A 20,995-nucleotide genomic window follows, 5' to 3' on the forward strand; every position below is an offset into this window, starting at 1 on the left:
TCCGCTGTTGGTGAGGGAGGCGCTGCCGCTGTCAGCCACAAAGCGTGCGGCGGTGGTGGCGGTGCTGCTGCCGAGGGTGGCGGTGACGGTGCTGGTCCCGGCCGTGGTGCTGGTCAGGGTCACCGTCACGCTGCCGTCCGCCCCGGTGGTGCCGGTGGCGGCGATGGTGGCGCCGTTGTCCGCGCTGAAGCCGACACTGACGCCGGCCACCGGGTTGCCGTGGGCGTCGGTCACGACGGCCTTCACGCTGTCGGTGGCGGTGCCATTGGCCACGGCGTCATCGGTCAGTGTGCTCAGCCCGGCTCCGCTGTTGGTGAGGGAGGCGCTGCCGCTGTCAGCCGTCAGTGTCAGATCGGCATTCAACCCCGCCATGGCACTGCCGTCAAGGGTTACCCCCAGGGTTACTGTCCCCGGTTGAGTACCATTAACCTGCGCAGTATAGTCCCCGGATCCCACAGGCGATTCTGTTGCTGCGCTGACAGCGACCCTAACCCCAATCCCTGGGAAGTTCAGTTGCGCCGCCTTTCCTGTCACTGGGTTACCTGCCGCGTCCCTGGCCTGCAGGTACAGCGTTGCCACGGCACTGCCGTTCGCCAGAATGGATGGTGGAGTGATAGTTAGCACAGAGTGGGATGCATCAATGTCCGTTGCTATAAAATGTACCTGCGTGCTCTTCGAGGCTGTTCCTGCCGTCACCACCACCGTTGCCGTGCCGGCAACACGTGAGGTTATGTCCACGCTAGCCCGACCCTCCGCATTAGTTACGGCAGTCTGTATGTTTGTGCTGCCGTCTGCATATGTAGTGGTGAACGTCATCGGCTGGTTTTTTACTGCATGCCCGTTACTGTCACCGATGAGTGCCGTTACCGTTATTGTTGTCTTGTTGTTTGCCGGTGCGTTGTCGTTACTCACCTGTAGTGCGCCATCTATGCTCAGCACTGGTGGTAGCACTGTCACTGTCACCGTTTTTGACGGGGACAGGTTCCCCTTCTCATCTTCTGCTACCACTGTTAATGTATACGTGTTCAAATTGTTCGCCGCCGCCCCTCCATCTGGATTCTGTTGCGCCATCCGGTACTCTGGTAGTGTCAGGCTGAAGTGTGTTTTGTCCTGAGGGGTCACTGTCCCGCCTGCTGCTGTAAAACTGGTAGCGTTCAGTATTACTGTACGTACCCCGTACTTTGATTGCACAGCAGTGTTCAGGGGCCATGTGGTACCGGCGGCACCGGTAATGTTACTCGTGTTCAGCGCTAGCTGAATCAGTTCCTGCTTACGATAATCCAGCACAATGTTGTTGTTGCGATCCACCAGATCATACCGGCTATGCTCCACCAGACGGGAGGCTGATACGCCGTCGGACGACAACTGCGAGGACAGGGAGTCATCTGGTCGCCAGGTCAGTTGCAGGTTAACACTGGTTTCGTTTTGTCCACTTTTTCCCATACGCTCATCCACACCCAGTGTCAGCAGGGGGAATGGTGTCCAGTTCAGGCCGACGGTGACCGCATACGGGTTACGCTGGCGGTTATCCTTGCCAAACAAGGCAACTTCATTACCGTAGTACTGCTCATACATCAGTTTGCCGCCGAGTTGTGGGTATGCTGGTAGCCATCCATCCATACGCGCATCAAAGCCATTCGCTGGCCGCTCGTCATAGTCAGAAAAATCTCTGGACTGATGCCAATTGTTAAGGCGAAAGTACGTATTACCAGCGAACTGAAGATAATCGGTCCGGGCCTCAGCACCGAATCCAATCCGGCGGTTGTTGCCGGTGATATCATCATCAAAGAAATTGTTGAAGCCGAACATCCAGCGCGAAGAAAACCAGCGCATCCCCAAGCCGAGGTTAAGGGTGTTGCGACCATCCTTATTGCGTGCACCTATCTGGCTGAAAAACATGTTCTTCGGGCTGTCATAAACCGGAATAAGCCAGTCAACACTGCTGTTTGCGAGGGAGTTTTTCTCATTAAGACTCAATTGTGCTTGCGCAGTGCCAAACTGCCCCAGCCACTGTTGGACGGCGTCGTTTGCCGCTCCGGTGGCCATTGAACGGGCCATGCCGGCGGCAGCGCCCCCGTTGCGTGAACTATCTAGCATGCCTCCCATGGTTTGTACGTTCTGGGCTATCAGGGCGGCTCTCGTCTCCCCATCATTCTGGCGGCGTATGTTATTCGGTGTCTGTCTGACCATTTGTGACTGTATCGTATTTATGGCCGCGGAAGTGGGGACATCAATTTCATCGCCAGTGCCGAGTTGTGCAAAAGGAACCCGAAAGGTACGGAACCGGTTAACAGTCTCTAGTTGAGCTAGTGAGAGACCAAAAGTGGCGGCCACGGAGGCTGGAGTTTCGTCCTGTCGCAGGAAATAGGGTTGTACCGGCAGGCTAGCAAGTTCAGACGGCGTCATTGTTGAAGCTGTACTGCGGACCACTGTTGAGGCCAGTGTGAGGGGGGCAACTATAGAGGTGGTGGCGGAGAATGCCTGCAAAAACAGACACAGCCAAGCAGTGGATTTTAGCTGTCTGGGTGAGCGAGAGAATGCTGGAGATATTATCATACGTTAATTTGATTCCAGTGGTTAAATACAATGTTGTTCATTCAGACTCTTCCCTTCTGGCGGTAAATACAGAATGTAATATGACGCGGCACAAAAGGATTTGCGGAAATAATATCCCCTGGTGTGGTTGTATTTCTCCGAAAAAAGAAAAAACGGAATTATTCAGCAATGTAAAATAATTCAAATTAAATAAGTCAGAAGTGAGTATTGTTTAAATTTTGGATTCACTGTGGGGTGTTGATTTTAAATTATCACCTTAACTCAGTTAATTGCGCATGCCCTCTGATAGTTCCGATGTATGTCGACCAGAAAAATCATATTTATAGCCAGGAAATGTCCTAAGGAAAATTAAAAATCGCTAATAACATGCTCAGCGGAAAGGAATGTTTACTTCACATATTTTCATTTCCATCAATGCGATAGGGCGCTTTTTGATGTAAGTCAAATTTATGTGGTATTGGTTAAATAGTGGTGGGTATGCCGTTGGTGTTTTGTTTAATATGTGAAGTTGATGTAAGAATAATATTGATAATATATGCCACAGGTGTTCTCAATCTGTATGTATTACTTGAGAAATTAAAAGCGTTATGAATTTATGGATAGTCAGTGTATTGCATGGGGCGGAGTTTTTGCCATTTGCGGTTCTCAAGTATCGGAAAAAATCACACATACGTAGTTAATCAACCCATTTGGAGCAATAATATTGAATTGCAAGATAATTCTGTTTATGGTTTACATCCTCTTTATTGTAGTATCAATTGCTGCAATTTTAATTTGTGTGCAGAATTATACAGTTAAGGAACTGTTAATCATTTTTTTATTTTACAATATCCTTGTTGTTGTGCCTGTAAGTCTTATTTTTCTTGCCCTTGCAAAGAAACTAAAGTAATGAAAGATGGCACTGCCGCAAAATTCGCGATGAGGTAGCCTTTGTCTTATTAAAGGCCTTGTATTTCAAAAACTCTGCTTACCAGACGCATCTTGTCTAGAGGAGCATCATGACAAAATGTAGAGGTCTGACCTTTGCGCAGTGTACGCATCACCTCGATACCTCTGATGGTGGTGTAAGCCGTCTTCATGGATTTTAATCCCGGAGTGGCATGATCACACGTCAATGAAGTTATTCCGGTACTTAATCTGTCGGTGTTCAACATCAGACGGACATCGGCCTTCGCGTTTGAATAGAGCGAGTGTATGGCCATAGATGGGCACTTTATCCCTGTTGATAAATCGCGGGATCTGGCATTTCTTCACGTTGTTGAGGATGTTACCCAGGAACCGGTATGCAGCTTTGCTGTTACAATGTGGGGAGCGATAAAAATCGGCACTGAAACTTTGCAACAGTGCCGTTTTACTTACTTATCACCGCGCTTTTTGCGCATGAGCTTTGTTTTATCAATAAACGCATGCGTGACGGGATCGTAATAGCGCGATGGCCATATTACCCACGGTTCTGTTCCCAGCGCCCTGGCGATAATCAACTCTCCTTTCGGCCAGGAACGGGACAGTGCATTCGCAAGGGTGGACGAGCTTAACCCGTTTTTTCGCGATTCTGCTGCCAGTGATGTCCCTTTTTTACGTAGCCCCGCAATAATATCGGCTTGATGCCAGTCGATGAATTTCGTTTCCATAACATCTCCCTGATAGAGGTTGATACCAATCCTTTTACTATACTCATACATGAGTTTTTGTTCTAAAAAGTTCATGTATATTTCATGTTTTAGGATTTTGACAAGGTAGAAACGTCAAGGTGTTGAAGGGTTTTTTGTTTTTTTTTATGGAAACTTACAGGAGCGACCCCGCGCCAATGCGCGGGAGTCAGGAAGGGTTAATGATCGCGTTGCACGGCGATATGTGCCAGGCCGATCAGCGCCTCTCTCCACGGCGTATCAGGCAGAACCTGTAGAGCAGAAATCGCCTTATCAGCTTCTTCTTCGGCACGACGACGGGTCCACTCCAGGGAGCCGCAAGCTGCCATTGCTTCCAGTACAGGTTCCAGAAGATGCCGACCATTACCTTGCTCAATGGCTTCGCGAATCATCTGTGCTTGTTCCGAAGTACCGTGGTGCATCGCATGCAACAGCGGCAACGTCGGTTTCCCCTCGTTCAGGTCATCACCGGTGTTTTTACCCAATGTCTCGCCATCAGCGCTGTAATCCAGCAAGTCGTCGATCAACTGGAACGCGGTTCCCAGATAACGGCCGTAATCCTGCAACCCTTTTTCCTGTGCTTCGCTGCAGCTAGCCAGCAGACCGGAACATTGCGCCGCTGCTTCAAACAGACGTGCTGTTTTGCTGTAGATGACGCGCATGTAGTTTTCTTCGGTGATGTTCGGGTCGTTGACGTTCATCAATTGCAGCACTTCACCTTCAGCAATGACGTTCACAGCATCTGACATCACTTCCAGCACCTTCAGCGAACCGAGACTGGTCATCATCTGGAAAGCACGAGTATAGATAAAATCCCCGACCAGCACGCTGGCTGCGTTACCAAATGCAGCATTGGCTGTCGCTTTGCCGCGGCGCATGTCTGATTCATCCACAACATCGTCATGCAGAAGTGTCGCAGTGTGAATAAATTCGATCAGCGCTGCGATCGTGATGTGTGAATTGCCTTCATATCCAACGGCGCGCGCCGCCAGTACTGCTATCATTGGGCGGATGCGTTTGCCACCGCCGCTCACGATGTAATAACCCAACTGGTTAATTAGCTGAACATCTGAGTTGAGTTGTTGCAGGATCGTCGCATTCACACCCGCCATATCTTGCGCGGTTAACTCATTGATTTTTTCTAAATTCATCGCAAAAGCCGGGCTTTCAGTCCTGTTTACCACATATCAAAATGGGATAACAAAGGGTTACGGGTTAGAATAGTATTGTTGATTGTACTGTAAAAACGCGCCAGATAAACGTTACCTTACAAGTTGTGTTTTTTTTCTTCGATGAGTGACGATCTCTCTTGTCAAAGCCTCGCGATTTGCGTAATATTCGCGCCCTATTGTGAATATTTGTAGCGCACTCTGATTGATCAGAATATGTGCGCGGAAGCGGAGTTTTATATGTACGCGGTTTTCCAAAGTGGTGGTAAACAACACCGAGTAAGCGAAGGTCAGACCGTTCGCCTGGAAAAGCTGGACATCGCAACTGGCGAATCTGTTGAGTTTGCTGAAGTTCTGATGATCGCAAATGGTGAAGAAGTCAAAATCGGCGTTCCTTTCGTTGATGGCGGCCTAATCAAAGCTGAAGTTGTTGCTCATGGTCGTGGCGAGAAAGTTAAAATCGTTAAGTTTCGTCGTCGTAAACACTACCGTAAGCAGCAGGGCCATCGTCAGTGGTTCACTGATGTGAAAATTACTGGCATCAGCGCCTAAGACCTGAGGAGTAGATTTAAATGGCACATAAAAAGGCTGGCGGCTCAACTCGTAACGGTCGCGATTCAGAAGCTAAACGTCTGGGCGTAAAACGCTTTGGCGGTGAAGCAGTTCTGGCAGGTAGCATTATCGTTCGTCAGCGTGGCACCAAGTTCCATGCTGGCCCTAACGTAGGTTGCGGCCGTGACCATACTCTGTTCGCTTTGACTGACGGTAAAGTTAAGTTCGAAGTTAAAGGCCCGAAAAACCGTAAATTTATCAGCATCGTTGCTGAATAAGTTTTTCGCGTCCCGGTAACGGAAGAAAGCCCCGCAACACGTTGCGGGGCTTTTTACATTAGAAGTCCGGCAAAATTTCTGGCTGGGAATACGGGCATGAAACAGCAGGCAGGCATAGGTATCGCTCTGGCGCTCATCACCGCGATGTGCTGGGGTGCGCTACCTATTGCGATGAAACAGGTGCTGGAAGTGATGGAGCCGCCTACGGTGGTGTTTTATCGCTTTTTAATGGCAGGAGTCGGCCTTGGCTTGATTCTGGGCTACAAGAGGAGACTTCCTCCACTGCAAATGTTTCGTAAGCCGCGTTGGCTAATTTTGTTGGCTATTGCCACTGGTGGGTTGTCCGGGAACTTTATCCTGTTCAGCTCTTCCTTACAGTACGTCAGCCCGACGGCCTCGCAGGTGATAGGTCAGCTTTCTCCCGTAGGTATGATGATTGCCAGCGTTTTTATTCTAAAAGAGAAGATGCGTGGTACCCAGGTAATTGGTGCATTGTTGCTCATCAGTGGCCTTGTGATGTTTTTCAATACCAGCCTGGTGGAGATTTTTACCCGACTGACCGATTACACCTGGGGTGTCATTTTTGGGGTCGGTGCGGCAATGGTGTGGGTGAGTTACGGTGTCGCGCAAAAAATATTATTGCGTCGCCTGGCGTCTCAGCAAATCCTCTTTTTGCTGTACACTTTATGTACTATAGCATTATTGCCGCTGGCAAAGCCCGGCGTACTGTTCCAGTTGAGCAAATGGCAACTCACTTGCCTGATTTTCTGCGGGCTGAATACATTGGTTGGATACGGTGCGCTGGCGGAAGCAATGGCGCGCTGGCAGGCAGCTCAGGTAAGCGCATTGATTACCTTGACGCCGCTGTTTACGTTGTTATTTTCAGATTTGTTATCAATGGCCTGGCCCGATGTTTTCGCCAGACCGATGTTAAACCTGGTCGGTTATCTCGGTGCGTTTGTCGTGGTTGCGGGCGCCATGTTTTCCGCTATTGGCCATCGTCTGCTGGGACGTTGGCGCAGTCGTGAAGTGGTTGTCACTGTGCCCCGCTCAGGCGAATGAGTTACGGAGAGTAAAATGAAGTTTGTTGATGAAGCTACGATCCTTGTCGTGGCGGGTGATGGTGGTAACGGCTGTGTAAGCTTCCGTCGTGAGAAGTATATTCCGAATGGCGGCCCTGACGGTGGCGATGGCGGTGACGGTGGCGATGTCTGGCTGGAAGCGGACGAAAACCTGAACACGCTGATTGACTACCGTTTTGAAAAATCTTTCCGCGCAGAGCGTGGTCAGAACGGTCAGAGCCGGGATTGTACTGGGAAACGCGGTAAAGACATCACTGTGAAGGTGCCGGTTGGTACGCGTGTCATCGATCAGGGTACTGGCGAAACCATGGGTGACATGACCAAACATGGTCAGCGTCTGATGGTTGCCAAAGGCGGCTGGCATGGTCTGGGTAATACCCGTTTTAAATCATCCGTTAACCGTACTCCGCGTCAGAAAACGATGGGTACACCGGGTGATAAACGCGATCTGCAACTGGAACTGATGCTGCTGGCAGACGTGGGAATGCTTGGGATGCCGAATGCGGGTAAATCAACCTTTATTCGTGCTGTGTCTGCTGCTAAGCCGAAAGTGGCGGATTATCCGTTTACTACGCTGGTACCGAGCCTGGGCGTTGTCCGTATGGATAACGAAAAAAGCTTTGTTGTTGCAGATATCCCAGGGCTGATTGAAGGGGCTGCCGATGGTGCAGGTCTTGGGATCCGCTTCCTGAAACATCTGGAACGCTGCCGTGTGTTGCTGCATCTGATCGACATCGATCCGATCGATGGTTCAGATCCGGCTGAAAACGCGCGCGTTATCGTCGGCGAGCTGGAAAAATACAGCGAAAAGCTGGCTTCTAAACCGCGTTGGTTGGTGTTCAACAAGATTGACCTGATGGACAAAGCTGAAGCGGAAGAGAGAGCGAAAGCGATCGTGGAAGCACTGGGCTGGAAAGATAAATTCTACCTGATTTCTGCTGCCAGTCAGCAGGGCGTCAAAGAACTGTGCTGGGATGTGATGACGTTCATCATTGAAAACCCGATCGCGCAAGCTCAGGAAGAGCAGCAGCCTGAGAAAGTTGAGTTTATGTGGGATGATTATCATCGCCAACAGCTCGAAGATGCTGACGCGGCGGCTGAAGATGATGAAGAGTGGGATGACGACTGGGACGAAGGCGACGAAGAAGGCGTCGAGTTCATCTACAAACGTTAATACCTGAAGCGCCCTGATTTCTCGGGGCGCCGTAATCACGGAAATGCCGGGGCAGTGCGGAACTACCCGGCATTTTTATTAGTTATTCTGGTAGATATCTTTGTACAGACGGCTCTCAAAGCGAACTAACGGAATACGACGGTTTCGTTGATCCGCAGGTTCCACCGCATAGCCTGAGAGGTACTGCACAAAGGCCATCCGTTGACCGCTGGCGGTAGTAATAAATCCGGCCAGATTATACACACCCTGCAATGACCCGGTCTTCGCAGAAACCTTACCATCTACGCCAGCTTCATGCAGGCCTGCACGGTATTGCAGCGAACCATCGTATCCAGCCAGCGGCAGCATAGAGATAAAGTTGAGCTCAGTATCATGCTGCGCAATATATTGCAGCACCTGCATCATGGTTGACGGCGCCAGCAAATTATGGCGCGACAGACCTGAACCATCTGCAATAATCGTATTTCCCAAATCAACACTGGCCTGCTGGCGCAGAATCTGACGAACTGCATCTGAGCCCGCTCGCCAGGTACCAGGCACGCCAAAATGAGCATGTCCGATCATGCGAAAGACGGTATCGGCAATCATATTGTCCGATTTCTTTAGCATAATCTTTAGCAGGTCGTGTAATGGTGCTGATTGCTTGCTGGCGATCACCGTACCTGGCTGGTTTTCCTGCGTCTGTCGTAGCAGCGTGCCAGTGTAAGTGATGCCTGCTGTCTTGAGTTCGTCTTTAATAATGGCACCAGCATAGCTTGCGCCGTCCTGGATAGCGAAAGCCAGCGGGAGCGGATCTGCTCGCTGTGGCAGACAGCCAGTCAGTGTGAAGCGGTTTAAATCGCCGGGCACGACGTCGAGTTCACAATATTGTGCTTCTGATGAACCACGCGGCAGAGTGCGAACCTGGCTGAACATATTGACGGGGTAATAAGAGGCGATGCGGACATAGGCCAGATCGCCTGGTTTTTGCGCACTATAAAGTGACACCGAGAAGCAGTTGCGATCGATAATTGCCGCTGCCGGGGGAGCGCTAAAGCACTGCGTCAGATCATTCCAGGGCCAGCCCGGAGCTTTATCGTGGCTGGCAAAGATGGAGGTATCGATCAGTACGTTACCATCGATTTTCTGCACACCTGACTTTTTCAGCGCGTTAATCATATTGCGGATATCCTGGCGTTTTAACGTCGGATCGCCGCCAAATCGTGCAATTAAGTCGCCTTTTAATACTCCATTTTCGACAGAACCTTTGCTTTCCAGCGTGGTTGTAAAGCGAAAGTCCGGCCCAAGCTGCAAAAGTGCCGCCAATGCGGTGATCACCTTTTGCGTACTCGCAGGAAGCGCCATTTGCTTACCGTGGTAATCAATCTCGGGCGCCTGAGCGCCTACTTTTTGAACCATCAGTGCTAAATTCGCGCCGTCCGGAAGTTGATTAATATATTCGTCAACATTCGCAGCCTGAGCAGTCAGGGCTATACTAGTGGTCAATCCAATGATAAAGCTAGAAAATCGCATAATCTCGCGCTAACAACCAGGAAACAAGCCGTCATACTACGGCGCAACGCCCCGGAAAGTAAACGATGACCCATAGTGAACTTCCGGGTAAAATACGTATCAAACTGAAAAATTGTAGCTGACCTGGGGCTTTGTCCTTGGGCCAGTTTTTCTTTTGCTCTTGCCCGGCGAGAAACGCTGTACGCGGAGAGACAGAGCAGACGGGGCGGGCTAACGCTCCTTACAGGAATGTTTAAGAGGTATAACAAATGCAAGCTATTCCGATGACCTTACGTGGTGCCGAAAAACTGCGCGAAGAGCTGGAGTTTCTGAAATCCGTTCGCCGCCCTGAAATCATCGCCGCTATTGCGGAAGCCCGCGAACATGGCGATCTAAAAGAGAATGCTGAATACCATGCTGCGCGTGAACAGCAGGGTTTTTGCGAAGGCCGAATCAAAGACATTGAAGCGAAGCTCTCCAATGCGCAGGTTATCGATATCACGAAAATGCCGAAAAACGGCCGCGTCATTTTTGGCGCAACGGTTACCGTCTTGAATCTTGATAACGACGAAGAACAGACTTACCGCATTGTTGGTGACGACGAGGCTGACTTTAAACAGAACCTTATCTCTGTAAATTCACCGATCGCGCGTGGCCTTGTAGGTAAAGAGCAGGATGATGTTGTGGTGATCCGCACACCGGGTGGCGAAGTTGAATACGAAATCATCAAAGTAGAATACCTGTGATGACACTGCAGGCCACGTTTGTTGATCTATTGTAAAGAAAGGAAAAAGGCCGCATTGCGGCCTTTTATCAATACCAGGAGCGTGGCATTTTGCTCGTCTGTTGGCGGAAAACCCTCGTTTTACACAGCTTTTGTGTTCAATTCAGGATATCCTTAGCGTGGCAGCGAAATTTTACGCTCCGCGGTTGGGCGATAAAGCACCAGCGTTTTACCGATGACCTGTACATTGCAGGCGCCGGTTTCGCGAACGATAGCTTCCACAATCAAGGACTTAGTTTCTCTGTCTTCAGAGGCGATCTTCACCTTGATAAGTTCATGGTGCTCTAACGCTTGTTCAATCTCGGCCAGCACCCCTTCGGTCAAACCATTATTGCCAAGCATAACTACCGGCTTGAGCGGATGTGCCAGACCTTTCAGGTGCTGTTTTTGTTTAGTACTCAGATTCATCGTATATTTTGCTTACGTTGGGATTGAAAACGGGTCATTCTACCGCCATCTCCTGTGTATCGCCAAATTGTGCGTCGAAATTTATCGATGTCGACGATGAACCCAGACGGAAAGTTAAATGACAGGTAAAAAGCGTTCTGCCAGCTCAAGCCGCTGGCTTCAGGAACACTTTAGCGATAAATATGTTCAACAGGCGCAGAAAAAAGGGTTACGTTCCCGTGCCTGGTTTAAACTTGATGAAATACAGCAAAGTGACAACCTTTTTAGGCCGGGGATGACAGTTGTTGATCTCGGTGCAGCGCCTGGTGGGTGGTCGCAATATGCGGTTACTCAGATTGGCGGCAATGGCCGCATTATCGCTTGCGATCTTTTACCGATGGATCCAATCGTTGGTGTGGACTTCCTTCAGGGCGATTTTCGTGATGAATTAGTGCTGAAAGCATTACTGGAACGTGTCGGTGATAGTAAAGTCCAGGTTGTCATGTCTGATATGGCACCGAACATGAGCGGAACACCAGCGGTGGATATTCCTCGCTCGATGTATCTGGTTGAGTTGGCGCTGGATATGTGCCGCGACGTGCTGGCGCCAGGCGGAAGTTTTTTAGTAAAGGTGTTTCAGGGCGAAGGTTTCGATGAATATCTCACGGAAATTCGTTCCATGTTTACGAAGGTAAAAGTGCGTAAACCGGACTCTTCGCGTGCGCGTTCACGCGAAGTGTATATTGTAGCGACCGGGCGAAAATGATACCCCGTTGATTTCGGCCTTTGGTTTGAAAGAAACTGGATATGTTGTATCCTGACGCTGTTTTTAACACAGTTGTAATATGAGGTTAATCCCTTGAGTGACATGGCGAAAAACCTAATACTCTGGCTGGTCATTGCCGTTGTGCTGATGTCAGTATTCCAGAGCTTTGGGCCCAGCGAGTCTAATGGCCGCAAGGTGGATTATTCTACCTTCCTGCAAGAGGTCAACCAGGACCAGGTTCGCGAAGCGCGTATCAACGGACGTGAGATCAACGTTACCAAGAAAGATAGTAACCGTTACACGACTTACATCCCGGTCAGCGATCCGAAACTGCTTGACAACCTGCTGACGAAAAACGTCAAGGTTGTTGGTGAGCCGCCTGAAGAGCCGAGCCTGCTGGCTAATATCTTCATTTCCTGGTTCCCGATGCTGTTGCTGATTGGTGTCTGGATTTTCTTTATGCGACAGATGCAGGGCGGCGGTGGCAAAGGCGCTATGTCGTTCGGTAAAAGTAAAGCGCGCATGCTCACTGAAGATCAGATCAAAACCACTTTTGCTGACGTTGCTGGCTGCGACGAAGCGAAAGAAGAGGTTGCCGAGCTAGTCGAATATCTGCGTGAGCCGAGCCGGTTCCAGAAGCTGGGCGGTAAGATCCCCAAAGGAGTGTTGATGGTCGGCCCTCCGGGTACTGGTAAAACGCTGCTGGCGAAAGCCATTGCGGGTGAGGCGAAGGTTCCATTCTTCACCATTTCCGGTTCTGATTTCGTTGAAATGTTTGTGGGTGTTGGTGCTTCTCGTGTGCGCGACATGTTCGAGCAGGCCAAGAAAGCGGCACCGTGTATTATCTTCATTGATGAAATTGACGCCGTTGGGCGCCAGCGTGGCGCTGGCCTGGGTGGCGGTCACGATGAACGTGAACAAACGTTGAACCAGATGCTGGTTGAGATGGACGGCTTTGAAGGTAACGAAGGTATTATCGTTATCGCTGCAACGAACCGTCCTGACGTACTCGACCCTGCATTGCTGCGTCCTGGCCGTTTTGACCGCCAGGTTGTAGTTGGTTTGCCGGATGTTCGCGGTCGTGAGCAGATCCTGAAAGTTCATATGCGTCGCGTACCACTTTCGCCTGATGTCGATGCCGCGATTATTGCGCGCGGTACGCCGGGCTTCTCCGGTGCCGATCTGGCGAACCTGGTCAACGAAGCTGCACTGTTTGCCGCTCGTGGTAACAAACGCGTGGTTTCGATGGTCGAGTTCGAAAAAGCGAAAGACAAAATCATGATGGGTGCGGAACGCCGCTCCATGGTGATGACGGAAGCGCAGAAAGAGTCCACGGCCTACCACGAAGCAGGTCATGCCATTATTGGCCGTCTGGTGCCGGAACATGATCCGGTGCATAAAGTGACGATCATCCCGCGCGGTCGTGCATTGGGTGTGACCTTCTTCCTGCCGGAAGGTGATGCGATTAGCTCCAGCCGTCAGAAACTGGAAAGCCAGATCTCCACGCTGTACGGTGGTCGCCTGGCGGAAGAGATTATCTACGGTGTCGAGCATGTTTCTACTGGTGCGTCCAACGATATTAAAGTTGCGACCAACCTGGCGCGTAACATGGTTACCCAGTGGGGCTTCTCTGACAAACTCGGTCCGTTGCTCTACGCCGAAGAAGAAGGCGAGGTTTTCCTTGGACGTTCTGTGGCGAAAGCGAAACATATGTCCGATGAGACCGCGCGTATTATCGATCAGGAAGTGAAAGCGTTGATCGAGCGTAATTATGATCGCGCACGTCAGATCCTGAATGATAACATGGATATTCTGCATGCAATGAAGGATGCTCTGATGAAATATGAGACCATTGATGCACCGCAGATTGATGACCTGATGGCGCGCCGTGAGGTACGTCCGCCGGCAGGTTGGGAAGATCCTGGCGCGAACAACTCTGACAACAATGGCACTCCGCGTGCGCCGCGCCCGGTTGATGAACCGGGTACGCCGAACCCAGGAAACACCATGTCTGAGCAACTGAGCGACAAATAAGTTATCTGTTGCTGGACCTGTTCTAACTAAAAAACCCTGGGGCATGCTCCGGGGTTTTCTTTATTGTATTAACCGCAACAACGCAGGGACTTTAAGTCATGAAACTCGACGCCCAGGGCAGCACACTCGATCTTTCCCACCCGCACGTGATGGGGATCCTCAACGTTACGCCGGATTCATTTTCCGATGGTGGCACACACAATACGTTAGTTGAGGCAGTCAAACATGCCAATTTGATGATCAACGCCGGGGCGACAATTGTGGATGTTGGCGGGGAGTCCACAAGGCCTGGCGCGGCGGAAGTCAGCGTGGAAGAGGAACTGGAGCGAGTGATCCCGGTGGTTGAGGCGATAGCCCAGCGTTTTGAGGTCTGGATCTCTGTTGATACGTCGAAGCCTGAGGTCATTCGAGAGTCCGCGCGTGCAGGAGCACATATTATTAATGATATCCGCTCGTTAACGGAGCCGGGTGCGATGGACGCTGCCGCTGCGACCGGTTTACCGGTGTGCCTGATGCATATGCAGGGACAACCAAAAACAATGCAAGAAGCGCCGAAGTATGACGATGTGTTTGCTGACGTAAATCGCTTCTTTGTCGAACATATTGCCCGTTGCGAAAAGGCAGGTATCGCAAAAGAGAAATTGATACTCGACCCGGGATTCGGTTTCGGTAAGAATCTCTCGCACAATTATGCGCTGCTTGCCCGCCTGGCTGAATTTCATCATTTTGGATTGCCGCTACTGGTTGGGATGTCACGTAAATCCATGGTCGGACAGCTGCTCAACGTTGGCCCTTCTGAACGTTTAAGTGGGAGCCTTGCGTGTGCGGTGATTGCGGCAATGCAAGGTGCGCAGATTATTCGTGTTCACGATGTAAAAGAAACAGTAGAAGCTATGCGGGTGGTTGAAGCCACGCTGTCAGCGAAGGAAAACAAACGCTATGAGTAATCGTAAATATTTTGGTACCGATGGCATTCGCGGCCGAGTCGGCGACGCACCGATCACCCCAGATTTTGTTCTCAAGCTGGGTTGGGCCGCCGGAAAAGTACTGGCACGCCACGGTTCACGGAAAATTATTATTGGTAAGGACACCCGTATTTCCGGTTATATGCTGGAATCGGCTCTTGAAGCCGGGCTGGCGGCTGCGGGGTTGTCCGCCTCCTTTACCGGTCCGATGCCGACACCGGCTGTTGCCTATCTGACGCGCACTTTCCGTGCTGAAGCAGGTATTGTTATTTCCGCATCGCATAACCCGTTTTATGACAACGGCATCAAGTTCTTCTCAATTGATGGCACTAAACTGCCTGATGCGGTTGAAGAAGCGATTGAGGCAGAAATGGAGAAAGAACTGACCTGCGTCGATTCCGCTGAGCTGGGTAAAGCAAGCCGCATTGTTGATGCTGCCGGGCGTTATATTGAATTCTGCAAAGCCACATTCCCCAATGAACTGAGCCTGAATGAGCTAAAAATCGTAGTTGACTGCGCTAACGGGGCAACCTACCACATCGCACCGAATGTGTTCCGCGAGTTGGGTGCGAAAGTCATCACCATGGGTTGTGAGCCTGACGGCGTAAATATCAATGAAAAATGCGGTGCCACGGATGTTGGAGCATTGCAGCAACGTGTTCTGGCAGAAAAAGCGGATCTTGGTATCGCTTTTGATGGCGATGGCGATCGCGTCATCATGGTGGATCATGAAGGTAACAAAGTTGATGGCGACCAGATCATGTACATCATTGCGCGTGAAGGTTTGCGTCAAGGACAATTACGTGGCGGAGCTGTTGGCACGCTGATGAGCAATATGGGGCTGGAACTGGCGCTTAAGCAACTGGGCATCCCTTTTGCTCGCGCGAAAGTAGGCGATCGTTATGTCCTCGAAAAAATGCAGGAAAAAGGCTGGCGTATTGGTGCAGAGAACTCTGGTCATGTGATCCTGCTGGATAAAACGACGACCGGAGATGGTATCGTTGCTGGTTTACAGGTTGTGGCGGCAATGGTGCGCAACCATATGTCACTGCACGATTTATGTAGTGGTATGAAGATGTTCCCGCAGGTGCTTGTCAATGTGCGTTTTACGGCTGGCAAGGGCGATCCGCTCGAAGACGAGCATGTAAAAACGACGATGGCTGAGGTAGAAGCTACTCTGGGCAGCTATGGGCGTGTGCTATTGCGTAAGTCGGGAACCGAGCCGTTAATTCGGGTAATGGTGGAAGGCGAAGACGAAGCTCAGGTGACAGCGCTGGCAAATCGCATTGCCGACGCGGTGAAAGCCGTATAACGGCGTGATAAGTGCTTAAAAAGGCGGCTATTGCTGCCTTTTAACGGAACAGAAGTCGTAGTTTTGCTGTTTTTTTCCGCACTTGATAAAATGCACTGAAATTGCCCTTGCGAAGGTCATTCGCTTTGGTTAGTATTCACACCCGCTTCAGTGGGAAAGCAAAAAACGGCCCACTTTTATTGGTTGAAGCATTTGCTGCGGCAATACCGCAAGGAACAGGTTGATTATGTACGAAGCTCTTTTAGTTGTTTTCCTTATTGTAGCTCTGGCACTTGTTGCCATGATTATGCTGCAACAAGGTAAAGGCGCTGATATGGGAGCCTCCTTTGGCGCTGGCGCGTCTGGCACGTTGTTCGGTTCAAGTGGTTCTGGCAACTTCATGACTCGCACGACTGGTATACTGGCAACTCTGTTTTTTATCATCAGCCTTGTGCTGGGTAATGTTAACAGCAATAAAACCAATAAAGGAAGCGAGTGGGAAAATCTGAGCGCACCGGCGAAGAGTGAACAAACTCAGCCTACAGCGCCGGCGCAGCCGCAGCCGACCAGCGATATCCCGCACTAAGTAAGTCGTGCCGAGGTGGTGGAATTGGTAGACACGCTACCTTGAGGTGGTAGTGCCCGATTGGGCTTACGGGTTCAAGTCCCGTCCTCGGTACCAATATTCCAGAAAAAAGACATCGTAAGATGTCTTTTTTTTCGTCCGTAATCCGGAAAAGCAATGACTAGTACTGATATAGGATGGCAGTTTCTTGCTTGTCTAACGCCTGATGACTATCACCAGGCGTTTTGTTAATCCGTTAGCGATTATTTCTTCTCGCTGTTCTCCAGATTTTCTACCTGCGGCAGGCCATTGCCGGAAGTAGTGGAGAGCAAGCCGGTTTGCACGTAATTGAAGAGTTTCTCACGGGTATCAGTGATATCCAGGTTGCGCATAGTCAACTGCCCAATACGGTCATCCGGAGAGAACACCGACTCGCCTTTTTCCATAGTCAGGCGTTCTGCTTTGTAAGTCAGATTGTCGGATATGGTATTGAGGATCGAGTAATCATTACCGCGACGCAGTTCCAGCGTCACTTCACCCGTGATTGCGCTGGCCACCCAACGTTGTAAAGAGTCACGTAGCATCAGCGCCTGCGGATCAAACCAGCGGCCCTGATACAGCAGACGACCCAACTGACGGCCATGTGCGTGATACTGTTCGATGGTATCTTCATTGTGAATACCAGTTAACAGACGTTCATATGCAATATGCAGTAGAGCCATCCCCGGCGCTTCGTAAATACCACGGCTTTTCGCTTCGATGATACGGTTTTCAATCTGGTCGCTCATGCCCAGCCCATGACGTCCACCAATGCGGTTCGCTTCTAGCATCAGTTCAACATCATCGGCAAAGGTTTTGCCATTCAACGCTACCGGATGACCACGTTCAAAACGGACGGTCACTTCTTCGGCCTGAATTTTGACTTTCTCGTCCCAGAATTTAACACCCATGATTGGGTTGACGATTTTAACGCTGGAATTAAGGAATTCGAGATCCTTCGCTTCGTGCGTCGCGCCCAGCATGTTGGAGTCGGTTGAGTACGCTTTTTCTGCTGACATTTTGTAATCAAAACCGGAGGCAGTCATGAATTCAGACATTTCCTGACGACCGCCTAGTTCATCGATAAAATCAGTATCAAGCCATGGCTTGTAGATTTTCAGCTCTGCGTTGGTTAGCAGCCCGTAGCGATAGAAACGCTCAATATCGTTCCCTTTGTAGGTACTGCCATCACCCCAAATATTCACGCCATCTTCTTTCATTGCTGCAACCAGCATGGTGCCGGTAACCGCACGGCCGAGCGGGGTGGTGTTAAAATAGGTTAAACCGCCCGTGGTATTGTGGAACGCGCCGCACTGAATGGCTGCGATGCCTTCGGCGACCAGTTGCTTGCGGCAGTCGATCAGGCGGGCATTTTCCGCACCATATTCCTTCGCGCGACGGGGAATCGCGTCATAGTCATCCTCATCCGGTTGCCCCAGGTTTGCGGTGTATGCATATGGAACCGCGCCTTTCTGGCGCATCCACAGCAGCGCCGCACTGGTGTCCAGGCCGCCGGAGAAAGCGATACCAATACGTTGACCTGTAGGAAGATGCTTGAGAATCGTCGTCATAAAAAAATCCCTGCTTGATAGACAGATGGTGAGAGACTTAACAGCCACGCCATACTATTTGCCACTCATTTTGAAAATCTTAGTGAATGGTTATGCAAAATAAATGAGTTTTCATTTAATCATCTTTTGGCGATAACCGGAAGAGAAGAGAGCAATTTTCATCATAATTATTGGCATGAAACATCTTTTATGTAGGCATAATTTGCCGCGATAAAATGCATAGTCGACAGTTTGTCAGATGTACATAACATGCAGTTGACAGATAGTCATGTTTATCAATATAATGCAGGCCGATTTTACGTCCCGTCTTCGGTACCAAATCCCAGCATTATTTGCAGATTCACGCTCAATCGGGTAGAATTTGCCACGTTTCAGGCGCGGGGTGGAGCAGCCTGGTAGCTCGTCGGGCTCATAACCCGAAGGTCGTCGGTTCAAATCCGGCCCCCGCAACCACTTTCCCTAAGTGTTTTTTTTCAAATATACTATGAAGACTTAATGCCTTCGTAGCTGGATTTGAAAAAAATACTCACGGAAGGTTCTCCAGGCCGCAGTTGCGGCTATAGGGTTCAGTTATTTAAAGCCCCGATTTATCGGGGTTTTTTGTTATCTGAGTACGAAATAACTGGGCTATACGCCCTTTTTTTATGTCTTGGGGGTGGACTTGTCCACATTAGAGCAAAAATTAACAGAGATGATTACGGCACCGGTTGAAGCACTGGGCTATGAACTGGTCGGTATCGAGTTTGTGCGTGGTCGCACATCTACGCTGCGCATCTATATTGATAGTGAAGATGGCATCAATGTTGAAGATTGCGCTGATGTCAGCCACCAGGTCAGTGCGGTACTGGATGTTGAAGATCCGATTACCGTTGCTTACAACCTGGAAGTTTCCTCACCAGGTCTTGAGCGTCCTTTGTTTACGGCTGAGCATTATGCGCGCTTTAAGGGCGACGAAGTCTCGCTGGTGCTGCGTATGGCGGTGCAGAACCGCCGTAAATGGCAGGGCATCATTAAGGATGTAGATGGCGAGATGATCACCGTTACGGTCGAAGGTAAAGATGAAGTGTTCGCGTTGAGTAATATTCAGAAAGCGAACCTGGTCCCCCACTTTTAACAGTCTGGATTGAGGTGAAAGGCCCCCAATGAACAAAGAAATTTTGGCTGTTGTTGAAGCTGTTTCTAACGAAAAATCGCTTCCGCGTGAAAAAATCTTTGAAGCGCTGGAAAGTGCTTTAGCTACAGCAACCAAGAAAAAATATGAACAAGAGATTGATGTACGCGTAAGCATCGATCGTAAAAGTGGTGATTTCGATACTTTTCGTCGCTGGGTTATTGTCGAAGAAGTAACGCAACCGACGCGTGAAATCACGCTTGAAGCGGCGCGCTACGAAGACGAAAGCCTGAATGTCGGCGACTACGTCGAGGATCAGATCGAATCTGTGACCTTTGACCGTATCACCACGCAAACTGCGAAGCAGGTTATCGTACAGAAAGTGCGTGAAGCGGAGCGCGCGATGGTGGTTGATCAGTTCCGTGAACACGAAGGTGAAATCATCACTGGTGTGGTGAAAAAAGTTAACCGCGATAACATCACTCTTGATCTCGGTAACAATGCTGAAGCAGTGATCCTGCGTGAAGACATGTTGCCGCGTGAAAACTTCCGTCCGGGCGACCGCATCCGTGGCGTACTGTATGCTGTGCGCCCTGAAGCGCGCGGTGCTCAACTGTTCGTCACGCGTTCCAAACCGGAAATGCTGATCGAATTGTTCCGCATCGAAGTGCCGGAAATTGGCGAGGAAGTGATTGAGATTAAAGCCGCAGCCCGCGACCCGGGTTCACGCGCCAAAATCGCTGTGAAGACCAATGATAAGCGTATCGACCCGGTCGGTGCTTGCGTTGGTATGCGTGGCGCGCGTGTTCAGGCGGTTTCAACCGAGTTGGGTGGTGAGCGTATTGATATCGTGCTGTGGGACGACAATCCGGCTCAGTTCGTGATCAACGCGATGGCGCCAGCAGATGTCGCTTCTATCGTTGTGGATGAAGACAAGCACACCATGGATATCGCCGTTGAGGCGGGTAACCTGGCGCAAGCTATCGGCCGTAACGGTCAGAACGTGCGTCTTGCGTCTCAGCTGAGTGGCTGGGAACTCAACGTTATGACCGTTGAAGACCTGCAGTCCAAGCATCAGGCTGAAGCGCATGCGGCAATTGATACCTTCACCCGTTACCTGGGCATTGACGAAGATTTCGCTACCGTCCTGGTCGAAGAAGGTTTCTCTACGCTGGAAGAACTGGCCTATGTGCCAATTAAAGAGCTGCTGGAAATTGACGGTCTGGATGAAGACACCGTTGAAGCCCTGCGCGATCGTGCGAAAAATGCCCTGACCACTCTGGCATTGGCGCAGGAAGAGAGTCGCGGCAATAAAGAGCCGGCTGATGACCTGCTTAATCTGGAAGGTCTGGATCGTGCATTGGCTTTCAAACTGGCTGCTCGTGGTGTTTGTACGCTTGAAGACCTCGCCGAGCAAGGCGTGGATGACCTGAGTGATATCGAAGGGTTAACCGACGAGAAAGCAGGTGAGCTCATCATGGCCGCACGTAATATTTGCTGGTTCGGTGACGAAGCGTAATAAACTGTAGCA

General features: G+C 50.4%; 19 protein-coding genes, 2 tRNA genes and 1 pseudogene. 15 read left to right on the forward strand and 7 right to left on the reverse strand.

Features of this window, described 5'->3' with window-relative positions; all coding sequences use genetic code 11:
• On the reverse strand, positions 1-2,097 hold a 2,097-nt coding region (locus tag GA0061070_RS07040; RefSeq protein WP_208598157.1), incomplete at its 3' end, for an inverse autotransporter beta domain-containing protein.
• Between the two features lie 380 nt (positions 2,098-2,477).
• Between GA0061070_RS07040 and GA0061070_RS25125 the strand changes: the two genes are divergently transcribed.
• The gene (locus GA0061070_RS25125; protein WP_167353547.1) at positions 2,478-2,735 is read left to right on the forward strand and encodes a hypothetical protein; all 258 of its coding nucleotides are present in this window, start codon (positions 2,478-2,480) and stop codon (positions 2,733-2,735) included.
• Between the two features lie 759 nt (positions 2,736-3,494).
• Here the strand turns inward: GA0061070_RS25125 and GA0061070_RS07045 are convergent.
• The 3 genes and pseudogenes from GA0061070_RS07045 to ispB form a co-directional block, all read right to left on the reverse strand.
• Positions 3,495-3,885 (reverse strand): annotated as a pseudogene (locus GA0061070_RS07045) (DDE-type integrase/transposase/recombinase); the annotation flags it as partial.
• A 26-nt stretch (positions 3,886-3,911) separates the two neighbouring features.
• Positions 3,912-4,187, reverse strand: coding sequence for a DNA-binding transcriptional regulator SfsB (gene sfsB, locus GA0061070_RS07050; RefSeq protein ID WP_090134984.1), 276 nt, complete (start codon positions 4,185-4,187; stop codon positions 3,912-3,914).
• A gap of 197 nt (positions 4,188-4,384) precedes the next feature.
• Positions 4,385-5,356 (reverse strand): octaprenyl diphosphate synthase, encoded by a 972-nt coding sequence (gene ispB / locus GA0061070_RS07055; RefSeq protein ID WP_090134832.1) that lies wholly within the window; start codon positions 5,354-5,356, stop codon positions 4,385-4,387.
• 258 nt (positions 5,357-5,614) lie between these two features.
• Here ispB and rplU point away from each other — a divergent pair, with 258 nt between their 5' ends.
• The 4 genes from rplU (at position 5,615) to cgtA (ending at position 8,460) form a co-directional block, all read left to right on the forward strand.
• Positions 5,615-5,926, forward strand: coding sequence for a 50S ribosomal protein L21 (rplU, locus tag GA0061070_RS07060; RefSeq protein ID WP_090134986.1), 312 nt, complete (start codon positions 5,615-5,617; stop codon positions 5,924-5,926).
• Between the two features lie 20 nt (positions 5,927-5,946).
• Positions 5,947-6,204, forward strand: coding sequence for a 50S ribosomal protein L27 (gene rpmA, locus GA0061070_RS07065; protein ID WP_035887967.1), 258 nt, complete (start codon positions 5,947-5,949; stop codon positions 6,202-6,204).
• A 96-nt stretch (positions 6,205-6,300) separates the two neighbouring features.
• The gene (locus tag GA0061070_RS07070; protein ID WP_090134834.1) at positions 6,301-7,266 is read left to right on the forward strand and encodes a DMT family transporter; all 966 of its coding nucleotides are present in this window, start codon (positions 6,301-6,303) and stop codon (positions 7,264-7,266) included.
• Between the two features lie 15 nt (positions 7,267-7,281).
• A complete protein-coding gene (gene cgtA, locus GA0061070_RS07075; protein ID WP_090134835.1) occupies positions 7,282-8,460 on the forward strand; it encodes an Obg family GTPase CgtA in 1,179 nt (392 codons plus the stop codon).
• Between the two features lie 78 nt (positions 8,461-8,538).
• Here cgtA and dacB read toward each other — a convergent pair whose 3' ends face one another.
• The gene (dacB, locus tag GA0061070_RS07080) at positions 8,539-9,972 is read right to left on the reverse strand and encodes a serine-type D-Ala-D-Ala carboxypeptidase (protein WP_090134838.1); all 1,434 of its coding nucleotides are present in this window, start codon (positions 9,970-9,972) and stop codon (positions 8,539-8,541) included.
• A 248-nt stretch (positions 9,973-10,220) separates the two neighbouring features.
• On the opposite strand from dacB, the gene greA reads away from it, so the two are divergent.
• Positions 10,221-10,697: a transcription elongation factor GreA gene (gene greA / locus GA0061070_RS07085; protein WP_035887959.1), complete on the forward strand. Its 477-nt coding sequence runs from the start codon at positions 10,221-10,223 to the stop codon at positions 10,695-10,697.
• A 152-nt stretch (positions 10,698-10,849) separates the two neighbouring features.
• Here greA and yhbY read toward each other — a convergent pair whose 3' ends face one another.
• Positions 10,850-11,143 carry a ribosome assembly RNA-binding protein YhbY gene (gene yhbY, locus GA0061070_RS07090; protein WP_090121608.1) on the reverse strand — a complete coding sequence of 98 codons (294 nt, stop codon included), beginning with the start codon at positions 11,141-11,143 and terminating at the stop codon, positions 10,850-10,852.
• Between the two features lie 118 nt (positions 11,144-11,261).
• Here yhbY and rlmE point away from each other — a divergent pair, with 118 nt between their 5' ends.
• From rlmE to GA0061070_RS07120, 6 genes are all read left to right on the forward strand, one after another.
• Positions 11,262-11,888, forward strand: coding sequence for a 23S rRNA (uridine(2552)-2'-O)-methyltransferase RlmE (gene rlmE / locus GA0061070_RS07095; protein ID WP_090134840.1), 627 nt, complete (start codon positions 11,262-11,264; stop codon positions 11,886-11,888).
• Between the two features lie 102 nt (positions 11,889-11,990).
• Entirely contained in the window at positions 11,991-13,922 is a 1,932-nt protein-coding gene (ftsH, locus tag GA0061070_RS07100; protein ID WP_090134842.1) for an ATP-dependent zinc metalloprotease FtsH, read from the forward strand.
• A 98-nt stretch (positions 13,923-14,020) separates the two neighbouring features.
• Positions 14,021-14,869, forward strand: a complete 849-nt coding sequence (gene folP, locus GA0061070_RS07105; RefSeq protein WP_090134844.1) for a dihydropteroate synthase — start codon at positions 14,021-14,023, stop codon at positions 14,867-14,869.
• The gene (gene glmM, locus GA0061070_RS07110) at positions 14,862-16,199 is read left to right on the forward strand and encodes a phosphoglucosamine mutase (protein ID WP_090134846.1); all 1,338 of its coding nucleotides are present in this window, start codon (positions 14,862-14,864) and stop codon (positions 16,197-16,199) included. Before folP ends, glmM begins: the two co-directional genes overlap by 8 nt.
• Before the next feature lie 226 nt (positions 16,200-16,425).
• Positions 16,426-16,764 carry a preprotein translocase subunit SecG gene (secG, locus tag GA0061070_RS07115; RefSeq protein ID WP_090134848.1) on the forward strand — a complete coding sequence of 113 codons (339 nt, stop codon included), beginning with the start codon at positions 16,426-16,428 and terminating at the stop codon, positions 16,762-16,764.
• Between the two features lie 9 nt (positions 16,765-16,773).
• Positions 16,774-16,860, forward strand: a tRNA-Leu gene (locus tag GA0061070_RS07120).
• Between the two features lie 146 nt (positions 16,861-17,006).
• On the opposite strand, the gene argG is transcribed toward GA0061070_RS07120, so the two are convergent.
• Positions 17,007-18,353 (reverse strand): argininosuccinate synthase, encoded by a 1,347-nt coding sequence (argG, locus tag GA0061070_RS07125; RefSeq protein ID WP_090134850.1) that lies wholly within the window; start codon positions 18,351-18,353, stop codon positions 17,007-17,009.
• A gap of 376 nt (positions 18,354-18,729) precedes the next feature.
• On the opposite strand from argG, the gene GA0061070_RS07130 reads away from it, so the two are divergent.
• From GA0061070_RS07130 to nusA, 3 genes are all read left to right on the forward strand, one after another.
• Positions 18,730-18,806 (forward strand) — tRNA-Met (locus GA0061070_RS07130).
• Between the two features lie 208 nt (positions 18,807-19,014).
• Positions 19,015-19,467: a ribosome maturation factor RimP gene (gene rimP, locus GA0061070_RS07135; RefSeq protein WP_139109737.1), complete on the forward strand. Its 453-nt coding sequence runs from the start codon at positions 19,015-19,017 to the stop codon at positions 19,465-19,467.
• Positions 19,468-19,495: 28 nt separating this feature from the next.
• On the forward strand, positions 19,496-20,983 hold the full coding sequence (gene nusA, locus GA0061070_RS07140; protein WP_090134852.1) for a transcription termination factor NusA: 1,488 nt from the start codon (positions 19,496-19,498) through the stop codon (positions 20,981-20,983).
• Positions 20,984-20,995 lie beyond the last annotated feature (12 nt).

It is taken from the genome of Kosakonia oryziphila (genome assembly GCF_900094795.1).
Lineage (GTDB): Bacteria > Pseudomonadota > Gammaproteobacteria > Enterobacterales > Enterobacteriaceae > Kosakonia > Kosakonia oryziphila.

Coding starts and splice junctions, on each gene's coding strand:
- GA0061070_RS25125 (WP_167353547.1), top strand. CDS start 2,478: ATGCCTGCAAAAACAGACACAGCCAAGCAGTGGATTTTAGCTGTCTGG.
- sfsB (WP_090134984.1), bottom strand. CDS start 4,187: ATGGAAACGAAATTCATCGACTGGCATCAAGCCGATATTATTGCGGGG.
- ispB (WP_090134832.1), bottom strand. CDS start 5,356: ATGAATTTAGAAAAAATCAATGAGTTAACCGCGCAAGATATGGCGGGT.
- rplU (WP_090134986.1), top strand. CDS start 5,615: ATGTACGCGGTTTTCCAAAGTGGTGGTAAACAACACCGAGTAAGCGAA.
- rpmA (WP_035887967.1), top strand. CDS start 5,947: ATGGCACATAAAAAGGCTGGCGGCTCAACTCGTAACGGTCGCGATTCA.
- GA0061070_RS07070 (WP_090134834.1), top strand. CDS start 6,301: ATGAAACAGCAGGCAGGCATAGGTATCGCTCTGGCGCTCATCACCGCG.
- cgtA (WP_090134835.1), top strand. CDS start 7,282: ATGAAGTTTGTTGATGAAGCTACGATCCTTGTCGTGGCGGGTGATGGT.
- dacB (WP_090134838.1), bottom strand. CDS start 9,972: ATGCGATTTTCTAGCTTTATCATTGGATTGACCACTAGTATAGCCCTG.
- greA (WP_035887959.1), top strand. CDS start 10,221: ATGCAAGCTATTCCGATGACCTTACGTGGTGCCGAAAAACTGCGCGAA.
- yhbY (WP_090121608.1), bottom strand. CDS start 11,143: ATGAATCTGAGTACTAAACAAAAACAGCACCTGAAAGGTCTGGCACAT.
- rlmE (WP_090134840.1), top strand. CDS start 11,262: ATGACAGGTAAAAAGCGTTCTGCCAGCTCAAGCCGCTGGCTTCAGGAA.
- ftsH (WP_090134842.1), top strand. CDS start 11,991: ATGGCGAAAAACCTAATACTCTGGCTGGTCATTGCCGTTGTGCTGATG.
- folP (WP_090134844.1), top strand. CDS start 14,021: ATGAAACTCGACGCCCAGGGCAGCACACTCGATCTTTCCCACCCGCAC.
- glmM (WP_090134846.1), top strand. CDS start 14,862: ATGAGTAATCGTAAATATTTTGGTACCGATGGCATTCGCGGCCGAGTC.
- secG (WP_090134848.1), top strand. CDS start 16,426: ATGTACGAAGCTCTTTTAGTTGTTTTCCTTATTGTAGCTCTGGCACTT.
- argG (WP_090134850.1), bottom strand. CDS start 18,353: ATGACGACGATTCTCAAGCATCTTCCTACAGGTCAACGTATTGGTATC.
- nusA (WP_090134852.1), top strand. CDS start 19,496: ATGAACAAAGAAATTTTGGCTGTTGTTGAAGCTGTTTCTAACGAAAAA.